Genomic DNA, 17,178 nt, shown 5'->3' on the forward strand with positions numbered 1-17,178 from the left:
CCAATCCCCTCCAGTGGAGAGCCCGCAATCGTGAAACCCATGCTGATCCTGGCTGCAGCGCTCTCGGCGGCCCCCGCCCTGGCCCAGACCCTGCCCTCGGCGGCGAATCCCGGCGCGTTGCAGCAGCGCCGGATCGACGAGGAGGAGCGCCGCCGCCAGCTCGAACAGCTCGAGCGCCGCGAGATCACCGATCCGGTCCGGCGCGAAGCCGCACCGCCGCCGGCTGCCCCCCCGGCAGGCGAGGCGGTGCGCTTCACGGTGCGGGAGATCCGCTTCACCGAGTCGGCCATCCTGCCCGCCGAGGCGCTCGCCGAGCTCGCCGGGCCCTACACCGGGCGCGAGGTGAGCCTCGCCGAGCTGCGCGAGCTCGCCGCGCGCATCGACGCGGCCTACCGCGAACGGCGCGTGGTCACCGCGCGCGCGGTGATCCCGCCGCAGGACGTCTCCGACGGTGTCGTCGACATCCGCCTGGTGGAAGGCCGCGTGGGCGAGATCGCGGTAGAGGGCAACGCCAGCACCGACGCGGAATTCATCACCCGGCGCATCGGCCTCGTCGCGGGCGAGCTGGTCGACCTGCCGGTGCTGGAGCAGGACCTGCGCCGCTTCAACCGCACCCAGGACGCGCAGCTGCGCGCGGACCTGGCGGCGGGGCAGCGCTTCGGCACCTCGGACCTCAGGATCCTGGTCGAGGAGCCGCCGCGCCACAGCCTGCGCCTGAGCCTCGACAACGGCGGCAGCGAGGGCTCGGGCGAGTGGCGCACCGGCCTGCAATACACCAACCGCAGCCTGCTCGGCTTCCGCGACGAGCTGAGCCTGGGCGTGGTCGGCGCGAAGGGGCAGGAGAGCTACTCGGCAGGCTACAGCTTCCCGGTGAACCGCAGCGGCGGCCGCCTCAGCCTGGCGGCGTACAAGGACCACGTCGAGATCGTCGAGGGCCCGCTGCGCGACCTCGACATCAGCGGCCGCTCCACCGGCACCATCGTCGCGCTGCGCCAACCGGTGCATCTGGGCGAACGCTCGCGCACCGACCTGGTGCTGGGCAGCAAACGGCGCGAGACGCGCAACTGGATCAGCAGCGTACCGCTGCAGGAGACGCAGACGGTGGACGGCCACCTCGGCGTGGAGCACCAGGCGGCCGACGACCACGGCTACTGGCTCGCCACCTACACCCTCACCGGCGGTCGCGCCAAGGGCTTCGAGCGCAGCAACTACACGCTCGGGCGCGCCTTCGTGCGCCGCGTCCACGCCCTGGCCCCGGGCTGGTCGGCGCAGGCCGGCCTCAACTACCAGCACAGCGGCCACAGCCCGCTGCCGAGCGGCGAGCAGCTGCAGATCGGCGGCGAGTACAGCGTGCGCGGCTACCCGGTGGGCGTATGGTCGGGCGACCGCGGCTTCATCGCCAACCTGGAACTGCATCACCCGCTCGGCGAGCTCGCCGCGAGCGAAGGCCTGCCCGGCGTGCGCGCCACCGGCTTCTTCTTCGCCGACCACGGCCGCGTCACCCCCGACCGCGCACCCAACTCGCTCGAACCGAACCACCGCCAGCTCGGCAGCGCGGGCTGGGGCGTGCGCGCCGCGCTCGGCGAGCGGGTGGACGCCCGCCTCACCTTCGCCCGCGCCTTCAACCGCCTGCCCGACGAGGACCGGCGCTACGAGGTGCATTTCATGCTGGTGGCGGAGTTCATGTAGTCCACCCGCATCCGTGCCTTCCGTCGCTCCTGCAGGGCCCCGCCATGCTTCCCGAGACTCCGATGGGAGCGCCGCAAGTCGCGATCGCGGCGTACGGACAGGTCGGTGCATGTTCCATGCGCCGCATCGCGACTTGCGTCGCTCCCACAAAAACCATCGGGGCCGCATCGCGACTTGCGGCGCTCCCACAAAAACCATCGGGGCCGCGTCGCGACTTGCGTCGCTCCTACGAAAACCATCGGGTAGGGCGTGGCATGATCGGGGGGTCAGATCTCATCCACCCCGCCCCCGATGCAACTTCACCTGATCCGCCACCCCCGCCCGGCCGTCGAGCCGGGAATCTGCTACGGCCAGACCGACCTCGGCCTGGCCGAATGTCCCGCCACGGTGGCGGACCGCCTGCGCCCGCTGCTGCCAGAATCCTTCACCCTGCACGCCAGTCCGCTTGCGCGCGCACGCCTGCTCGCCGAAAAGCTCGGCACCCCGCGCCTCGACAATCGCCTCAAGGAGATCCACTTCGGTGACTGGGAGGGGCGCAGCTTCGACGAAATCGGCAGCGCCATCGACGACTGGGCCGCCGATCCGCTCGGCTTTCGGGCGCCGGGCGGCGAGTCGCCGCGCGAGATGGCCGCGCGGGTACTGGCGTGGCTGGAGGAGCATGGGGTGGCTGCGCGGACGCCGGATGCCGGTTCGGAGTCCGTGCTTGCGCCAAAGGCGGAGATCGCGAAAGCCGAGGCCTGCCCCCCATCTCCAGAAGATCCCGCGCACCTCGTCGTCGTCGCCCACGGCGGCCCGCTGCGCGTGCTCGCCGGCTACCTGCTGGGAATGCCGCCCGAGCGCTGGATCGGGCTCGACTTCGTCTGCGGGCAGGTGACGCGGATCGATGTGGAAAGCTGGGGCACGGTCCTGAAGTGGTTCAATCGCTGAGGCCGCACGCGCGGTGTACAAATTCGGTATTCGGCATTTGGCTTGCAAGCCGCCAGGGCTGCACGTGAACGCAAGCGTCCATCCCATTCCGTTTCCACACTCGACTGCGGTCGAGGCCTGCAATTGACCATCGGCATCCGCCCCGACATGACGATCCTCTGGCTCATCACCGACAACAAGCCCGGCCACCGCAGCCAGCTGCAGGGCCTGGCGCAGGCGCTGGCGGCGCGCACCACGGTCGAGACGCACTGGATCGACGCACCGAGTGGGCGCAGCGCGCTGTGGCAGTGGTCGAGTGGGCGCTTCCCGCCCGGCGCCGGACTGCCCGACCCGGACCTCATCCTCGTCGCCGGCCACCGCACCCACCTCGCCGGCCTCGCAGCCCGACGCGCGCGCGGCGGCAGGCTGATCGCACTGATGCGGCCCAGTCTGCCGCTGGGCTGCTTCGACCTGTGCGTGATCCCGCAGCACGACGCACCGCCGGCCCACGCCAAGGTCATCGCCACCCGCGGCGTGGTGAACACCGCGCGCCCGAGCGCCGAGCGCGCCGACGATCGCGGCCTGTTCCTGATCGGCGGGCCGTCGAAGCACCACGGCTGGGACACCGCCGGCCTGCTCGCCCAGCTCGACGCCATCCTCGTGGCCACACCCGCCGTGCGATGGACGCTCACCACCTCGCGGCGCACGCCCGCCGACACCGAACCCGCCCTGCTCGCGCTGCGCGAACGCGGCGTGGACGTGCGCCCGGTGCGCGACACCCCGCCCGGCTGGGCGATGGAGCAGGTCGCGCGCAGTGCGCAGGCCTGGGTGACGGAAGACAGCGTGTCGATGGTGTACGAGAGCCTCACCGCCGGCGCCGCCACCGGCCTGCTCGCCGTGCCGCGCCTGGGCGAGACGCGCATCACCGCCGGCGTCGCCAACCTGCAGCGCGAGGGCTTCGTCACCCCGTTCGCCGATTGGCAGCGCACCGGCCGCCTGAGCACGCCCCCCGAGCGCCTGGCCGAAGCCGAGCGCGTGGCCGAGGCGGTGCTGGCACGGTTCGGAGCGTGAGCACAAGTTCGAGCCCCCCGCACCGCGACGGTTTTCTGTAGGAGGCGTCCATATAAGCGCCGCAAGGCGCGAAAGCGGCGGTTGAGCTTCGTCCGCCCACGTCGCGCACCCGACGGCCGTATTCGCGGCTGGCGCCGCTCCTACACGAAACATCGCGTATACAAGGCGGGCCCGCCGCCGGCCTACAATACCGCTATCCCCCGAACCGGATCGGAGCACCGCCATGGGCCTCGCGCTGCGCAAGGAAAAGCACTACACCTACGCCGACTACCTGCAGTGGCCGGACGAGACACGCTACGAGCTGATCGACGGCGAAGCCTTCCTGATGTCACCTGCACCGCTGGTCGAGCATCAGGAGGTCGCCGGCGAGGTCTACTATCAGCTTCGCAACCAGCTCGACGGCCAGCCCTGCCGCCCCTACATCGCCCCGGTCGACGTCCGCCTGCCGCGCAAGGACGAAGCCGACGCTGCCATCGACACCGTGGTGCAGCCCGATATCCTCGTGGTATGCGACCCGCGCAAGATCGACCGCCGCGGCGTGCGCGGCGCGCCCGACTGGGTGCTCGAGGTGCTCTCCCCCAGCACCGCCGCCCACGACCAGATCGCCAAGCGCCGCACCTACGAGCGCGCCGGCGTGCGCGAATACTGGCTGGTGCACCCGGGGGACCGCACCCTCACTGTCTATCTGCTCGACAACGGCCAGTACGGCCGGCCGGAGATCTACGAGCTGAAGGACGCGACCCCGATCGGCGTGCTGCCGGGCGTGTCGATCGCCTGGGACGCGCTGGTCGCACGCCTGCCCAAGCCGGAGTATTGATCTGGCCGACCCGGCTTCGCTCCCGCCACAGGAACCGCCTGGCTTGATCGCATCTCATATGCGATACATAATTCGCACTCCGCAAGCGAGGAAGCCATGGCACAGAGTTCAATGCTCCACATCCGCGTCGACGACGAAACGAAGACCCAGGCCACCGAGGCGCTGGCCGCCATGGGCCTGTCGATGTCCGACGCCGTGCGCATCTTCCTCAAGCGCGTCGTCAACGACCAGGCCTTCCCGCTCGAACTCAAGGTCCCCAACGCCGAAACGCGCGCCGCCATGGAAGAGGCGCGCGCCATGATGAAGGCACACCAGGCACGTTTCGAATCGACCGACGCCCTCTTCGATGAGCTCGAAAAAGCCCGCTAAAACCAAGCGAGCATCGCTGCCGCGCGCCGCGGATTTCAGCAAGGCCTTCCACAAGGACTGGGAACGATTCAGCCGCTCCGGCCGTTTCGACCTCAAGCGGCTCAAGGAAGTCATGCTGCTGCTCATCGCCAACGACGCCCCGCTCGGCCCGGAGTGGTTCGACCACCCGCTCAAGGGCGAGTGGGCCGATCACCGCGAATGCCACGTCGGCGGCGACTTCCTGCTCATCTACAGCGCCGATGACCGACAGATTACCTTCGTCCGGGCGGGCACCCATGCGGATCTCTTCGAGGGATGAGGCACGAATGAAAGCCCTCAAGGTCCTGCAACTTCTCCCCGCGCTGGACAGCGGCGGCGTCGAGCGTGGCACGCTCGAGATCGCGCGCGCGCTGGTCGCGGCCGGGCACGAATCGGTGGTGCTGTCCAGGGGCGGGCGCCTGGTCGGGCAGTTGCAGGACGAAGGCTCGCGCCACCTCGCGCGCGACCTCGGGCGCAAGTCGCCGACCACCTTCCTGCACTACCGCGCGCTGCGCAGGCTCTTCGAGGCCGAGCGCTTCGACATCGTCCATGCCCGCTCGCGCCTGCCCGCCTGGGTGGTGTGGCTGGCCTGGCGCGGCATGCCGGCCGACGCCCGCCCACACTTCGTCACCACGGTGCACGGCATGCACTCGGTCAGCCGCTACAGCGCCATCATGTGCGCGGGCGAGCGCGTGATCGCAGTCAGCGACACGGTGCGCGACTACCTCCGCAGCCACTACCCGCCGACACGCTGGCCGCATCTGGCGGACGAGCACATCACGGTGATCCCGCGCGGCATCGACCCGGCGGAGTTTCCGCGCGACTATCCGCCGTCGGACGAATGGCTGGCGCGCTTTCATGCCGAATTCCCGCAGATCGGCCAGCGCAAGGTGCTGACGCTGCCCGGGCGGCTGACGCGCCTGAAGGGTCATCACGACTTCATCACCTTGGTCGCCAGGCTGGTCGCCGAGGGCATCGACGTGATCGGGCTGGTCGTCGGCGGCGAAGACCCGAAGCGGCCGGGCTACGCGAAGGAGATCCGCGAGCGCGTGCAGGCGGAGGGGCTGGGCGATCGCATCGTGTTCACCGGCCACCGCAGCGACGTGCGCGAGATCTATTCGGTATCGGATTGCGTGCTGAGCTTGTCGAGCACGCCGGAATCCTTCGGGCGCACGGTGCTCGAGCCGCTCGCGATGGGGCGGCCGGTGGTGGGGTACGCGCATGGCGGGGTGGCGGAGATCCTCGCCGAGCTGTTCCCGCATGGGGCGGTGGGCAATGGGGACGTCGCCGCCGCTACCGTGCGGGCGGCGGACGTGATCGCCGGACGGACCCCGGTGGTGGAGCACAACAGCCGCTTCCTGCTCGCGAACATGCAGGCGCAGACGCTGAAGCTTTACAGGAGCCTCGCATGACCGAGTGGCTCGCCCTCTCCGCGGCGCTCGCCGCCGGCTGGTTCTCCAACCGCTACGCCTGGTGGCGCAAGCCGGTCGATCTGCGCCATCCGCGCGTGCTGATGTACCACATGGTCAGCCCGCACCGCCCGGGCGCGAAGTTCAACGGCCTGCGCGTCCCCCCCGAACGCTTCGAGGCCCAGCTCGACTGGCTGAAGCGCAAGGGCTGGACATTTTTCACCGTCGGCGAGCTGTGGGCGCAGTGGGACGAGCTGCCCGAGAAGAGTGTCGCGATCACCTTCGACGACGGCTACGCCGACAACCTGCATAACGCCCTGCCCTTGCTGGACAAGTACGACGCCAAGGCAACGATCTACATCGTCGTCGACCGCCACGACCGCGACTGGTCCACCGCCAAGAAGGCGCACCACAACACCGGCGAGCTCGCGCGCGAACCCAAGCTGAGCGACGACGAGCTGCAGCGCCTGGTCGCGAGCGGCCGCATCGAGATCGGCTCGCACACGCTCACCCACATCAACATGGGCACGACTTCGGCGGCAGACAAGCGCCACGAGCTGGCCGAGTCCCGCCGCCTGCTGCAGGCGCAGACCGGCCAGGCGGTGGCGAGCTTCGCCTATCCGTTCGGGATCTACGGCGAGGAAGACGTCGCGCTCGCACGCGCGGCCGGCTACACGACCGCAGTGACGACCATCGACGGCATCGACGCACGCACCCCGCGCCCCGATCCGCTGCAGCTCAAGCGCATCAAAATCAGTGGCAAGGACAAGCTGCTCGCGTTCGCGCTGCGCATGCGCGGCGGGAAACGGGGGTGGAAGAAGTGAGGCCGCTCGCCATCTGGCTGCTCAGCGACGGGGCCCCCGGGCACCTCAGCCAGAGCCGCGGCATCGTCGATGCGCTCGCCACCCGGCGGATGGTGGAAACGCGCACCATCGAGCTGAAGATCCGCAGCCCTTTCTGGAAGCGCCTGGGCCGCCTGCTGCTGCCGCGCATCCGCGACACCGACACGTGGCTGCGGCGGATCTACGGCCTCACCCCACCCGCCGGCCAGCCCGCGCTGATCGTCTCGTCCGGCGCCAACACCCTGCTCGCCAACGCCCTGCTCGCGCGCCGGCACGGCGTGCCCAACGTGTATAGCGGCACCCTCAAGGGCTACGACCCGGCCGCCTTCGCCGGCGTGTTCACCGTGGTGCCGCTCGGTGTCGCGTGCAATCACGTGCTGCCCCTGCCGCCGGTGCCGGGCGAGCTCGCCCGTCCGCTGCCTCCCCCGACCGGCGAACCACGGATCGCGGTACTCGTCGGCGGCGATGGCGCTGGCTATGTCTTCAAGGAAGCCGACTGGCGCGCCTTCGGCGCCGGCCTCGCCGCGCTCGCCCGCCGCGACGGCGCCCGCCTGCTGCTCACCACGTCCCGCCGTACCGGCGCTGTCGCCGAAGCCTGGCTGCGCGAAAGCATCCCCGTCGAACTGATCGCCGACGCCGTGTGGTGGTCGCAGGCGCCGCGCAAGGTCATGCGCGATTTCCTCGGCGCGGCAAGCGCGATCGTCGTCACCGAGGACAGCCTCAGCATGGTGGCCGAGAGCCTCTACTCCGGCCGGCCGGTGGTCTCGGTCTCGCCCGTGGTCGCCCAGCCCAACGCCAACGATGGCGCCGCGTTGCAGGCTTATGCAGAGCGCGGCCTGCTGGTGCGCCAGCCGCTCGCGGGCCTCGCCTACATCGCATTCCCCGACTGCAGCACGCCCGTGCCCGACGTGCAGGCCGAGATCGCCGACGTCGTCCTCGCGCTGCTGGAGCCGACAACACCATGAAGAAGGTGCTGATCTGGGGCCGCTACGGCAACTACGGGCCCGACTACCCGCGCAACCGCGTCATCGAGTCGGTGCTGCGCAGCCTCGGCTGCGAGGTGAGCCGCTTCCTGCCCGCGCTGTCGGCCACCGCCGACCTCGAGTACGCCCTGCGGAACCTCCTGGAGCGCAGCCACCGCCCCGACCTCGTCTGGGTGCCGTGCTTCCGCCAGCGCGACCTCGCCGCCGCCGCGCGCTACGCCCGCCGCCAGCGCGTGCCGCTGGTCTTCGACCCGCTGATCAGCGCCTACGACAAGCAGATGAACGAAAAGCACAAGTTCGCCGCGGACAGCGCAAAGGCGCGCAAGCTGCTGGAGTGGGAATCGCGCCTCTTCCAGCTGCCCGACTGGCTGATCGCCGACACCGAGGGCCACGCCGACTACTTCCACGCCACCCACGGCGTGGCGCGCGCGCGCATCCGCGTGATCCCGGTCGGCGCCGAGGAGTCGCTGTTCACCCCGCAGCCCTGGCCGCACAAGCCCGCCGATGCGCCGCTGGAACTCGCCTTCTTCGGCACCTTCATCGGCCTGCAGGGGGTGGATGTGCTGGCGCAGGCCATCCTGCACTACGACGGCCCGCCCACCCACTGGCGCCTGATCGGCGAAGGGCCGATGAAGGCGGAGTGCGAACGTCTCCTCGCGCCGCTTGCCGGCGCCACCGGCCCCAGCCGCGTCAGCTTCGAAGGCTGGGGCCCGCTGCCCGAGCTCCCCGGCCGGCTCGCCAGCGCCGACGCCATCCTCGGCATCTTCGGCACCAGCGACAAGGCGCTGCGGGTGATTCCGAACAAGGTGTATCAGGGGCTGGCGATCGGGCGGGCGGTGCTCACCGCGGCAACGCCGGCCTTCACGCCCGAACTACGGGCGGACGAGGAACACGGTGTTTTCTGGGCGAAGGCGGGCAATCCGAAGAGCATCGTCGACGCCGTCCGGCGACTGCATCAACACCGTGAGGCGCTCGCTTGCTATGGGGATGCAGCACGAGCAAGCTACGAATCGCATTACTCCAACCGCGTCATCGCACAGGTGCTGCGGGACATCCTTCAGGCCTGACCCGTCCGCAAACTCGCCATGCAGCCGCTCGTCTCCATCATTATCACCAACTACAACTACGGGCGCTTCCTCGCCGAGGCGATTGAATCGGCGCTGGCGCAGACCTGGCAGGATTGCGAGATCCTCTTCATCGACGACGGCTCCACCGACGGCAGCGTGGAGATCGCCCGCCGCTACCCGATCACCGTCCTCACCCAGAACAACTCCGGCGTCTGCATCGCGCGCAACAATGCACTGAGCCTAGCACGCGGCGAAAACGTGATGTTCCTGGATGCGGACGACCGCCTGGTGCCCACCGCGGTCGAGCACATGCTGGCACGTCTGCGCGACGCGCCGGCGGACGTCGGCTACGTCTATGGCCAGATGGAGTATTTCGGCGTCAAGACCGGCCTGTTCGCCTCGCAGCCCTTCGACCCGCGCAAGCTCGCCAAGGCCAACTTCGTCTGCGCCACCACGCTGCTGCGCAAACAGGTCATCGTCGATGCCGGTGGATACGACGACGGCTTCCGCATGTTGCGGGAAGACTGGGAGCTCTACCTGAGGCTGTGGTCGCGCGGCTATCGCGGGGAGTTCCTCCCGGAGGTGATCCTGGAGTACCGCAAGCACAAGGGGCCGACCGTGGGCACCTCACCAACCAAGGCGCTGACGATCGCGATGCTGATCAAGCTGTATCCGGGGCTGATGTGGAGGCATCTGCTGAAGCATCCGTGGCGGTATGGGTCTAGGCTGTTGTTTGGCAACCTAAGGGACCGGGTTGGTCGTTATGGTGCGCACGCTCAGGAGTCCAGCCTAACGCGCCTCGACCCGGTCCTCACGGCACAAACCACCGGCACTCCCTTCCAGCCCCCTCTCGAAAGCTGATCCCCATGCAACTCCCGAACGCCGTGGAGCGGCCGCTTTACTACGTCAATACGGTCGCGATCTTCTGGTTTCTCGCCTTCATCGTCGTCGGCCCCAAATACACCATCGGGTCGAGCCTGCTGCTGCTGCTCGGCCTGATCACGCTGCCGTTCAACCTGCTTCCTGCGCGCGCGACCCTGAAAGAACAGGCGCCATGGATCATCGGGCTATCGATTTATACCCTGTACCTCATCCTCTACCGGACATTGGAGGGGCTTCCACCGGAAAAGCTTGACCCACCCTTCCGTTTCCTAGCAGCAATTCCGATCCTGATCCACCTGCGAAGGTATGGATTTCATCCGGCAGCGATCGGGCTAGGCGCGGCGGTGGGCTGTCTGATCGGCGGCTCAGCAGGCATGGAAGAGATCATCTCAGGCAAGGCAACTCGTGCAGGCTCCACCATTGCACATCACCCGATTCCTTACGGAACGCTGATGGCCATGCTCGCGATGTGCGCCTTGTATTTTTCGCTGCGCTCGAAAGAATTGATTCTGCGTGGCGTTCTGCTGACTGGAACTGCAACCGGGCTGATTGCAGTGCTACTTTCGGGCACGCGAGGCCTCGTACCAGCGGTCCTGATTGCTCTTGCCTATCTCGGCCTTCAAAGCCTTGAGAAACTCCGGATAAACAAGGCGAGAACCACGGGACTGGGGCTATTGATCGCCGCAACGCTTGTCGTAGCTGTCTATCAATTCCCAATGGTACAAACCCGCATTGACGACACAAAGGCGGAAATTTCCGCAATCCAGTCCGGGCAGCTAGGCACCTCATTCGGCTTACGGCTGCAGATGTGGCACTCGGCCCTTTACCTGGCCTCGCAGAGTCTCTTGACCGGTGTCGGCACCGGCCAGGAAAAACGGGGAGCGGCAGCCGCTGAATTTTTAGAAGAGAAAGGGTACAACCCCGATCTCTTCAAATGGTTCGAGCACCTTCACAGCGAATACTTGGATACTCTGGCCAGCTACGGGCTGCTCGGACTCGCTGCGCTGCTCGCATTGTTTGTCGGTGCGGTCCGGCGCGTCCCGCTTCCAGGACGAGCGCCCTTGGTGATGGCACTCGCAGTCATCACGATCGAAGCCTTGACCGAGACCGTCTTTGTCGACACCAAGCTCACCATGGGCTTCGTTTTCCTCGTGACCGCCCTCAGGGCTCAGGCGTACGCTCAAACTCCCGCGACATCCGACCGTCACCGAGGCCCAGCGCCCTTGTCGAGGCCACAAAACGGTTTGTAGTACAGCGCGTCCGCAAGCCGTCTTAGCAGACGACGTAGCCTCTTTGCCAGTGCGGGCGCACGCGCGTTTGCGCGCAATCCATGCCGATCCGGGTCGAGGGAAGAAGCGGCCGCCGTCTCATGCAAGGAGGCACAAGGCGGCTGCACGCAGGAGACCTGCAGGCCCCAGACCATGTCGAGATCGAGCCAGTCGTCCACCAGAAAGCGGATCGGCTTTTGTCGCGCCAGCAGGAGCCCGGCCCCTGCCCGGTTGATCAGATAGGCATGCGCCAGCCAGGCATTTCGCACCCGCGTCAGCCGATGCCCCGCGCCCAAGGGAATCGCCCCTCGCTTCAGGTAGCGATCCGCGGCGCTGAGCAGCAGCACCCGTGGTGCATCGGCTGCAAGCCAGGCCTGCAGCCGCACGTCCTCCAGCAGCGCGACGGTTTCCGGCAGGACCAGCGCGTCGTCCTCCAGCACCACCACGAACGGGGCCCGAGTCTCCAGAAAGCGCGCATAGGCTCCGAGGTGCGACAAGGTGCATCCCACCTCGCCCGGTGAAGGCGGACGCCCGTACCACGTGCAAAAAAAATCGTGATCGACGCGCTCACGCAACACCGCGTCGGGCAAACGGCGCCCATCGACCGCTTCGAACCGCTCGTATCTGCTCAACCCCACCTGGCACAGGTTCTGCGCAATCCGTTCCCATCGCACTGTAGCGCCAGCGAGATTGACGACAAAGATCGGCGAACCGTCCATCACCGCAGGCGCCCTGCGCACGCGTCCGAGACCAGTTGGCAAACACATCGATCCAGCAATTGCGCAACCACCTCGTTCGAATAATGCTTGATCGCTGCCTGACGCCCGTTGCGAGCCAGGCGTTGGCGCAAGGCCCGATCGTCATGCAGGCGACGCAGCGCGGCCGCGAGCGCGGGCGGATCGGCCGGTGGCACGACGAGCGCCGTCTCGCCATCCGCATAACAGCTCGATGGCCCGTCGATCGCCGTGCCGATCAGGGCCTTGTTCCATGCAAAGCTCTCCAGGATCACGATGCCCTGCGTCTCCCACTCCGAGGTGAAGCACATCACGTCGAGCGAGTTGAAGAACGCCGGCTTGTCCGCCGGATCGAGCCAGCCCAGGAACCCCACCCGATCGGCCAACCCCAGTTCGTCCGCCCGCTTCTGCAGCGCCGCACGCTCCTCCCCATCGCCCGCGATCTGCGCCCGGAACGCCACTCCGTCCACCGCAAGCAACGCAAGCGCATCGAGCAAATGCCGAAACCCCTTGTTGGGCACCATACGGCCGATCGCGCCGATCGAGAACACACCATCCGTAGGGTCTGCCAGCACCTCTTCCGGCGGGATGCTCACCGCGTTGCTGATCACGAACGACGGTTTCGCTCCACCCGTGGCCGCCTCGACGATCTGCTGCATGTAGGGCGTGATGCAGAAGAAGGCGTCCGCCTTGAGCGTGCGCTTGATGTTGTGGCTGTGGTTGAAGGCGATCACCGGTACCGTCGGCGGCGCCGCCCGCTTGAGCATGTGGATCGCCCGACCGCTGTGGGCGATCACCGCATCGATGCGACGGGCGCGGAGAAGACGCGACGCCTTCCAACTCGCGATCAGGTCGTAGTGTCCGGAGTTGCGCAGCGTGACGACATCAAGCCCCGGGCCGACGAAGTCCGCCGGCACGTTGGGCAGATCGACCGGGTCGATCAGCAGCGTGACCGAATGCCCCTCCTCCGCGAGCAGACGGGCGGTCTTGAGCGTCGCGCCCCAACGCCCGCCGGTCGAGTCGCCGTAGACCGCGTTGAGAATGTTCATTGAAAGTTGATCTCGGGCCGCGTAAACCTAGAATTATAGCCGCACGATCGTTCGATTCGCCGAAGCGCTCCCGCGTGACGGCAGAGCCTCTGCACTCGCATGAAGGCAGCAGCGGCGCTATGGCATCGCAGACCTGCGCGAGGGGCTGCAGGCCCCCAGCCTCCGCACGTCCGTATAGAATCTGACCCTCCCCATGTATTCACCAATCTATTCATCGCATGTCACGTCACGCCGATGCCATCCGTCTCCAGCTCGCAAAAGCGCCGCTTCCCGGACGACAACTCTTTGAACTGATTGGAGTCAGTCAGCCGACGGGCTCGCGCGCCCTGAGGGCGCTCGGCAGCGAGATCGTTCGGCTCGGTGCCGCGCGATCCATTCAGTACGCGCTGCGCGACAACGCCAGAGGGTTGCCGGACATCCTGGTTCATCGGATCGACGCGGAGGGGCAGATTCGACGACTCGGAACGCTCATCCCTGTCCGGCCCGAGGGCTTCGTGATGCTTCAGGAGAACGGTGAGGCCCTGCACAGCGACGGGCTCCCGTGGTGGCTGTTCGATATGCGCCCCCAAGGCTATCTTGGGCGAGCCTATGCAGCGCGGCACGGCGCGGCACTCGGACTGCCGGAGCGCCTGAACGACTGGACGGATACGCACGTCCTGCGCGCCTTGCTGGCACATGGTCACGACCTCGTAGGCAATCTTTTGCTGGGTGACGTTGCGCGGGAACGCTTTCTCACCGCCCCCCCCCCCAGCCCAATCGAAGAAGAAGGCAAGGCGGCCCAATATGCACGGCTGGCAGGGGAAGCCGCCAGAGGCGAAGTGCCTGGATCCTCCGCAGGCGGCGAGCAACCCAAGTTCACCGCCTTCGCGGCAACACCGAACGGCCCCTGCCACGTCATCGTGAAGTTCAGTGAAGTCGTGGAAGGGCCGGTGAGCGAGCGCTGGAGGGACCTCCTGCTGGCCGAACATCTCGCCCTCGAGACACTGCGAGAAGCCGGCATTCCTGCCGCTGTCACGCGCGTCGCCGACCATGGAGCCCAGCGCTTTCTCGAAGTGGAGCGTTTCGATCGCGTGGGCCCGACCGGTCGGCGTGCGCTGATCTCCCTGGCCGCGATGGACGCGGAATTTATCGGCGCCGGAACCGGCGGCTGGCCCGGCATCGCGCAGCGCCTGGCTAAAGCAGGGCAGATCGTTACCGAAGCCGCGGACGCGGCAAACCTCCTGTGGTCATTCGGCACCCTGATCGGCAACACCGACATGCACAGTGGAAACCTGTCGTTCATCTCGGAGCACGACCGGCCTTATGCCATCGCGCCAGCCTACGACATGACACCGATGTGCTTCGCCCCCCGAATTGGCGGAGGCTTGCCCGACACCATTGCAGACGCGGCGCTTCATCCCGGTATCGCCAACGAAGTCTGGCGGCGCGCCGAGCCGCTGAGCCAGGCCTTCCTTCACCGTCTCCGGGCGGCGAGCGGGTTCTCCCGCCGCTTTGCTCCCTGCATCGCGGCACTGGAAGATCACATCGCGCGGGTTGGCCGCAAGATCGCCAGGCTGGGTTAGGGCACCGGCAAGGCATTGAGCGGCGACCGCGATGGTCTTGCCGCCCACGGATCCCGCCTCAGAACCAGTCGCTATCGTCGTCCAGGAAAGTCCGCACCGCGGTCAGCCCCCCTCCCGAACTCGCCTCCAAGGCCTTCAGCAGCAAGGTCGACGACGCCACCGGTGAGATGATCGGCGTTCACATCCAATTCGCACACAAAACCCCACGGGCGGCACACCCGTCACGCTCCTCGACGAATACGTGCGCAACTCGATCATCCGGTTGGGCATGGAAGCGATCATGCTCAGCCAGTGCAACAGCTTCCGCACCCGCGAGCAGGAACTTCTAAACGCGCAGATCCAGAACCGCGTTGCCATCCGCGAGGAAGAAAGCCGCCTCGCCCACCTTCACGACGTCATCGCCTGCACCCCTGATGCGAGTAGCATCGACAATCGCCAGGTGGTTTCGGTTGAACGAGGCGCCGAGCGCTTCCTGTTGCCGGCGGCGCAGTTGGTCGCGTCCGAAATCCAGATTAGCGAGTTGAAGCTTGCCGAGGTGCGTCGCGAGCGCGACCGCATCGCCAGTGCGCTCAAGCGCGACTACTACTGCCAGGCTCAACAAACCCTTCAACAACCCACCACGGGCCGAACCTTCCTCGAGGAGATCAAGCACATCCAGGCTGCGGTCTGCCAGAGCCAGGGCAAATCCATCGACGCGGTGGAGCAGACCTGGAACGAGATCGACGTCGAGCGCGCAAACGGGAGCAATACCTACCTGCAGTCGATGCGCTTCGCCTCCCCCCGAAGGCACGGAGACTAGACAGCGCAAGCCCGCGGACTGACACTCGGCATCGTGCTGGGCGGCATGCTGGGCATCTTGATCGCCCTCATCCGCTCCTGGTGGCGCTGCGGGTTTGGTAGCCCCCAATACATAAAGGCTGATCCCCATGTGCGGAATCTCAGGTCTGTCTCGCCGGCCGTCCGCATCGTCTATGCGCAGCCCGGAGGCCTGCCCGACCACAGACCGGTGAGCGTGCTGAACTCTCCTCGACGAGCAAGCGGGCAAGCTGGTCGCGGCAGCGGAAGCTGGCGAGACCAGCGAATTGACCCCGACGCCCCCGCTCAGCCACGGAAAACCACAGAAAACCACAGAAAACCACAGGCTGTTAGCAAGCATGGCGTGCAAACGGACCTCTCACAGCGCCACACTCTTACGTTCGTCCAGTTCATCCCGAGGGTACTCGAGTGAGATAATGCGATTTTCCTCGCACAACCTCACCGCATGCAGAACATACAGCCGCTCACCCAGAACCGCGATGAAGACGAGATCAGCCTGCTCGAACTGTGGCGGATCCTCATGAAGCGCAAGGGGCTCATCCTCGCCTGGTTCCTCGGCTGCCTGGCTGCCGGCGCGGCGTTCGCCTTCCTGAAAGCGCCGGTGTACGAGGCGGACATCAAGCTGCGCATCGGCCAGGTAAAAGGCAATGCGGACACACCACCCGCGCTGCTTGACGCCGCCGAAGAGCTCTCCTCCCGCATCCTCGCCCAGTACGGCGAAGACATCGCTCAAGGCATCAAGCGCGAACGGCCCTTCATCTCCAAGGCAGTGGTTCAGAGGGGCGGCACCACCACGCTGGAACTGACAGCCGAAGCGGATAGCCCTGCAGACGCGGCACACCTCCTCGAGGACGTGGTCGACGACATCCGCAAGGCTCATACGAAGGTGTACGAGGACAACCTCAAGCCGATCACCGAGCGCCTCAAGAGCCTGGGGGAGCAGAGGCAGGCGCTGCAACAGCAGTACCGGGACATCACTGCGCTCGTCGACCAGCTCAAGGAACGCGATACCGTGCAGGCCTCGCTGGTGATGATCGAGCGCGGCCCGATCGCCACCGCCATCAACGAACTCGACGCCGAACGTCTGCGCCTGTCGCAGCAGATGACGCCGCCGCAGACCCGCCCCACCAAACTGATCGGAGAAATCACCGCCCCGGCCAAACCGTCGAAGCCGAAAAAGGCGCTCGTGCTAGCGCTTGCGGCCGTGCTCGGTTTGACAGGCGGCGTGATGCTTGTCTTCGTGGCGGAATTCGTTGCGAGGATTAAGGCCAACGGCGCCCGCGCCTGACGCGTGGGCTCGGCTTTTGGCGGAGAGCGTGCGTGCAACGCAAAGAGTATCCCTGATGAACCGTCTGGACAAAATCAATGATCGACGCAAGCCGAGTCACGGCACCTTGCACGACTTCCGGGAGCTCTTGGTCCGCCTCATCGCTGCGGTGCTCTCGGGCCGCGATATGGTCGAGGACATCATCTTCTGGGCGCGCACCAAGGAGACGTGGCTGCGCCGTTTCCTCGTGCTCAAGAACCGCAACCTGTCAGAGGAAGCTTTACTCCCGATACTGCGTGCGCTCGATCCGACCCAGTTCGAGACCATGTCCCGGCGCTGGGTCGGCGTCGTCGTGAGTGCGCTCAGCGCCGACGCTCCAGCGTGCCGTTACATTCTCGAACGAAACCACCCGTCGAAAAAACACAACCC

General features: G+C 67.0%; 17 protein-coding genes and 1 pseudogene. 16 read left to right on the plus strand and 2 right to left on the minus strand.

Annotated elements, in window-relative coordinates; genetic code table 11:
• The first annotated feature begins 39 nt into the window (after positions 1-39).
• The 12 genes from ACZ5PP_RS10545 (at position 40) to ACZ5PP_RS10600 (ending at position 11,303) form a co-directional block, all read left to right on the plus strand.
• A complete protein-coding gene (locus ACZ5PP_RS10545; RefSeq protein WP_464827052.1) occupies positions 40-1,689 on the plus strand; it encodes a ShlB/FhaC/HecB family hemolysin secretion/activation protein in 1,650 nt (549 codons plus the stop codon).
• Between the two features lie 291 nt (positions 1,690-1,980).
• The gene (gene cobC / locus ACZ5PP_RS10550) at positions 1,981-2,616 is read left to right on the plus strand and encodes an alpha-ribazole phosphatase family protein (protein WP_464825974.1); all 636 of its coding nucleotides are present in this window, start codon (positions 1,981-1,983) and stop codon (positions 2,614-2,616) included.
• A gap of 123 nt (positions 2,617-2,739) precedes the next feature.
• Positions 2,740-3,666, plus strand: a complete 927-nt coding sequence (locus ACZ5PP_RS10555; protein WP_464825975.1) for a mitochondrial fission ELM1 family protein — start codon at positions 2,740-2,742, stop codon at positions 3,664-3,666.
• A 223-nt stretch (positions 3,667-3,889) separates the two neighbouring features.
• Positions 3,890-4,483, plus strand: a complete 594-nt coding sequence (locus ACZ5PP_RS10560) for a Uma2 family endonuclease (RefSeq protein WP_012586119.1) — start codon at positions 3,890-3,892, stop codon at positions 4,481-4,483.
• 96 nt (positions 4,484-4,579) lie between these two features.
• The gene (locus ACZ5PP_RS10565) at positions 4,580-4,852 is read left to right on the plus strand and encodes a type II toxin-antitoxin system RelB/DinJ family antitoxin (protein WP_012586120.1); all 273 of its coding nucleotides are present in this window, start codon (positions 4,580-4,582) and stop codon (positions 4,850-4,852) included.
• Entirely contained in the window at positions 4,830-5,150 is a 321-nt protein-coding gene (locus ACZ5PP_RS10570; protein ID WP_012586121.1) for a type II toxin-antitoxin system YafQ family toxin, read from the plus strand. Before ACZ5PP_RS10565 ends, ACZ5PP_RS10570 begins: the two co-directional genes overlap by 23 nt.
• A 7-nt stretch (positions 5,151-5,157) precedes the next feature.
• The gene (locus tag ACZ5PP_RS10575) at positions 5,158-6,282 is read left to right on the plus strand and encodes a glycosyltransferase family 4 protein (protein ID WP_464825976.1); all 1,125 of its coding nucleotides are present in this window, start codon (positions 5,158-5,160) and stop codon (positions 6,280-6,282) included.
• Positions 6,279-7,103 (plus strand): polysaccharide deacetylase family protein, encoded by an 825-nt coding sequence (locus tag ACZ5PP_RS10580; protein WP_004305081.1) that lies wholly within the window; start codon positions 6,279-6,281, stop codon positions 7,101-7,103. Before ACZ5PP_RS10575 ends, ACZ5PP_RS10580 begins: the two co-directional genes overlap by 4 nt.
• Entirely contained in the window at positions 7,091-8,086 is a 996-nt protein-coding gene (locus ACZ5PP_RS10585; protein ID WP_464825977.1) for an ELM1/GtrOC1 family putative glycosyltransferase, read from the plus strand. The genes ACZ5PP_RS10580 and ACZ5PP_RS10585 overlap by 13 nt, the downstream gene beginning before the upstream one ends.
• Complete coding sequence (locus ACZ5PP_RS10590) at positions 8,083-9,171, plus strand: glycosyltransferase (RefSeq protein ID WP_464825978.1); 1,089 nt, start codon at positions 8,083-8,085, stop codon at positions 9,169-9,171. The genes ACZ5PP_RS10585 and ACZ5PP_RS10590 overlap by 4 nt, the downstream gene beginning before the upstream one ends.
• Positions 9,172-9,189: 18 nt before the next feature.
• The gene (locus ACZ5PP_RS10595; protein WP_276658589.1) at positions 9,190-10,032 is read left to right on the plus strand and encodes a glycosyltransferase family 2 protein; all 843 of its coding nucleotides are present in this window, start codon (positions 9,190-9,192) and stop codon (positions 10,030-10,032) included.
• A 5-nt stretch (positions 10,033-10,037) separates the two neighbouring features.
• On the plus strand, positions 10,038-11,303 hold the full coding sequence (locus ACZ5PP_RS10600) for an O-antigen ligase family protein (RefSeq protein WP_276658590.1): 1,266 nt from the start codon (positions 10,038-10,040) through the stop codon (positions 11,301-11,303).
• Here ACZ5PP_RS10600 and ACZ5PP_RS10605 read toward each other — a convergent pair.
• Both ACZ5PP_RS10605 and ACZ5PP_RS10610 read right to left on the minus strand, forming a co-directional pair.
• Positions 11,258-12,040, minus strand: coding sequence for a glycosyltransferase family 25 protein (locus tag ACZ5PP_RS10605; protein ID WP_276658591.1), 783 nt, complete (start codon positions 12,038-12,040; stop codon positions 11,258-11,260). The genes ACZ5PP_RS10600 and ACZ5PP_RS10605 overlap by 46 nt on opposite strands.
• Complete coding sequence (locus ACZ5PP_RS10610; protein ID WP_464825979.1) at positions 12,040-13,104, minus strand: glycosyltransferase; 1,065 nt, start codon at positions 13,102-13,104, stop codon at positions 12,040-12,042. The genes ACZ5PP_RS10605 and ACZ5PP_RS10610 overlap by 1 nt, the downstream gene beginning before the upstream one ends.
• A gap of 218 nt (positions 13,105-13,322) precedes the next feature.
• On the opposite strand from ACZ5PP_RS10610, the gene yjjJ reads away from it, so the two are divergent.
• The 4 genes and pseudogenes from yjjJ to ACZ5PP_RS10630 all read left to right on the plus strand — a co-directional run.
• On the plus strand, positions 13,323-14,666 hold the full coding sequence (gene yjjJ / locus ACZ5PP_RS10615) for a type II toxin-antitoxin system HipA family toxin YjjJ (RefSeq protein ID WP_464825980.1): 1,344 nt from the start codon (positions 13,323-13,325) through the stop codon (positions 14,664-14,666).
• A 241-nt stretch (positions 14,667-14,907) separates the two neighbouring features.
• Complete coding sequence (locus ACZ5PP_RS10620; protein WP_464825981.1) at positions 14,908-15,465, plus strand: hypothetical protein; 558 nt, start codon at positions 14,908-14,910, stop codon at positions 15,463-15,465.
• Between the two features lie 462 nt (positions 15,466-15,927).
• Entirely contained in the window at positions 15,928-16,770 is an 843-nt protein-coding gene (locus ACZ5PP_RS10625; protein WP_464825982.1) for a Wzz/FepE/Etk N-terminal domain-containing protein, read from the plus strand.
• A gap of 55 nt (positions 16,771-16,825) precedes the next feature.
• Positions 16,826-17,125 (plus strand): annotated as a pseudogene (locus tag ACZ5PP_RS10630) (transposase family protein); the annotation flags it as partial.
• Positions 17,126-17,178: the final 53 nt, after the last annotated feature.

It is taken from the genome of Thauera sp. DNT-1 (assembly GCF_055393985.1).

Coding starts and splice junctions, on each gene's coding strand:
- ACZ5PP_RS10565 (WP_012586120.1), top strand. CDS start 4,580: ATGGCACAGAGTTCAATGCTCCACATCCGCGTCGACGACGAAACGAAG.
- ACZ5PP_RS10590 (WP_464825978.1), top strand. CDS start 8,083: ATGAAGAAGGTGCTGATCTGGGGCCGCTACGGCAACTACGGGCCCGAC.
- ACZ5PP_RS10545 (WP_464827052.1), top strand. CDS start 40: ATGCTGATCCTGGCTGCAGCGCTCTCGGCGGCCCCCGCCCTGGCCCAG.
- ACZ5PP_RS10580 (WP_004305081.1), top strand. CDS start 6,279: ATGACCGAGTGGCTCGCCCTCTCCGCGGCGCTCGCCGCCGGCTGGTTC.
- cobC (WP_464825974.1), top strand. CDS start 1,981: ATGCAACTTCACCTGATCCGCCACCCCCGCCCGGCCGTCGAGCCGGGA.
- ACZ5PP_RS10610 (WP_464825979.1), bottom strand. CDS start 13,104: ATGAACATTCTCAACGCGGTCTACGGCGACTCGACCGGCGGGCGTTGG.
- ACZ5PP_RS10600 (WP_276658590.1), top strand. CDS start 10,038: ATGCAACTCCCGAACGCCGTGGAGCGGCCGCTTTACTACGTCAATACG.
- ACZ5PP_RS10570 (WP_012586121.1), top strand. CDS start 4,830: ATGAGCTCGAAAAAGCCCGCTAAAACCAAGCGAGCATCGCTGCCGCGC.
- ACZ5PP_RS10605 (WP_276658591.1), bottom strand. CDS start 12,040: ATGGACGGTTCGCCGATCTTTGTCGTCAATCTCGCTGGCGCTACAGTG.
- ACZ5PP_RS10595 (WP_276658589.1), top strand. CDS start 9,190: ATGCAGCCGCTCGTCTCCATCATTATCACCAACTACAACTACGGGCGC.
- ACZ5PP_RS10560 (WP_012586119.1), top strand. CDS start 3,890: ATGGGCCTCGCGCTGCGCAAGGAAAAGCACTACACCTACGCCGACTAC.
- ACZ5PP_RS10575 (WP_464825976.1), top strand. CDS start 5,158: ATGAAAGCCCTCAAGGTCCTGCAACTTCTCCCCGCGCTGGACAGCGGC.
- yjjJ (WP_464825980.1), top strand. CDS start 13,323: ATGTCACGTCACGCCGATGCCATCCGTCTCCAGCTCGCAAAAGCGCCG.
- ACZ5PP_RS10625 (WP_464825982.1), top strand. CDS start 15,928: ATGCAGAACATACAGCCGCTCACCCAGAACCGCGATGAAGACGAGATC.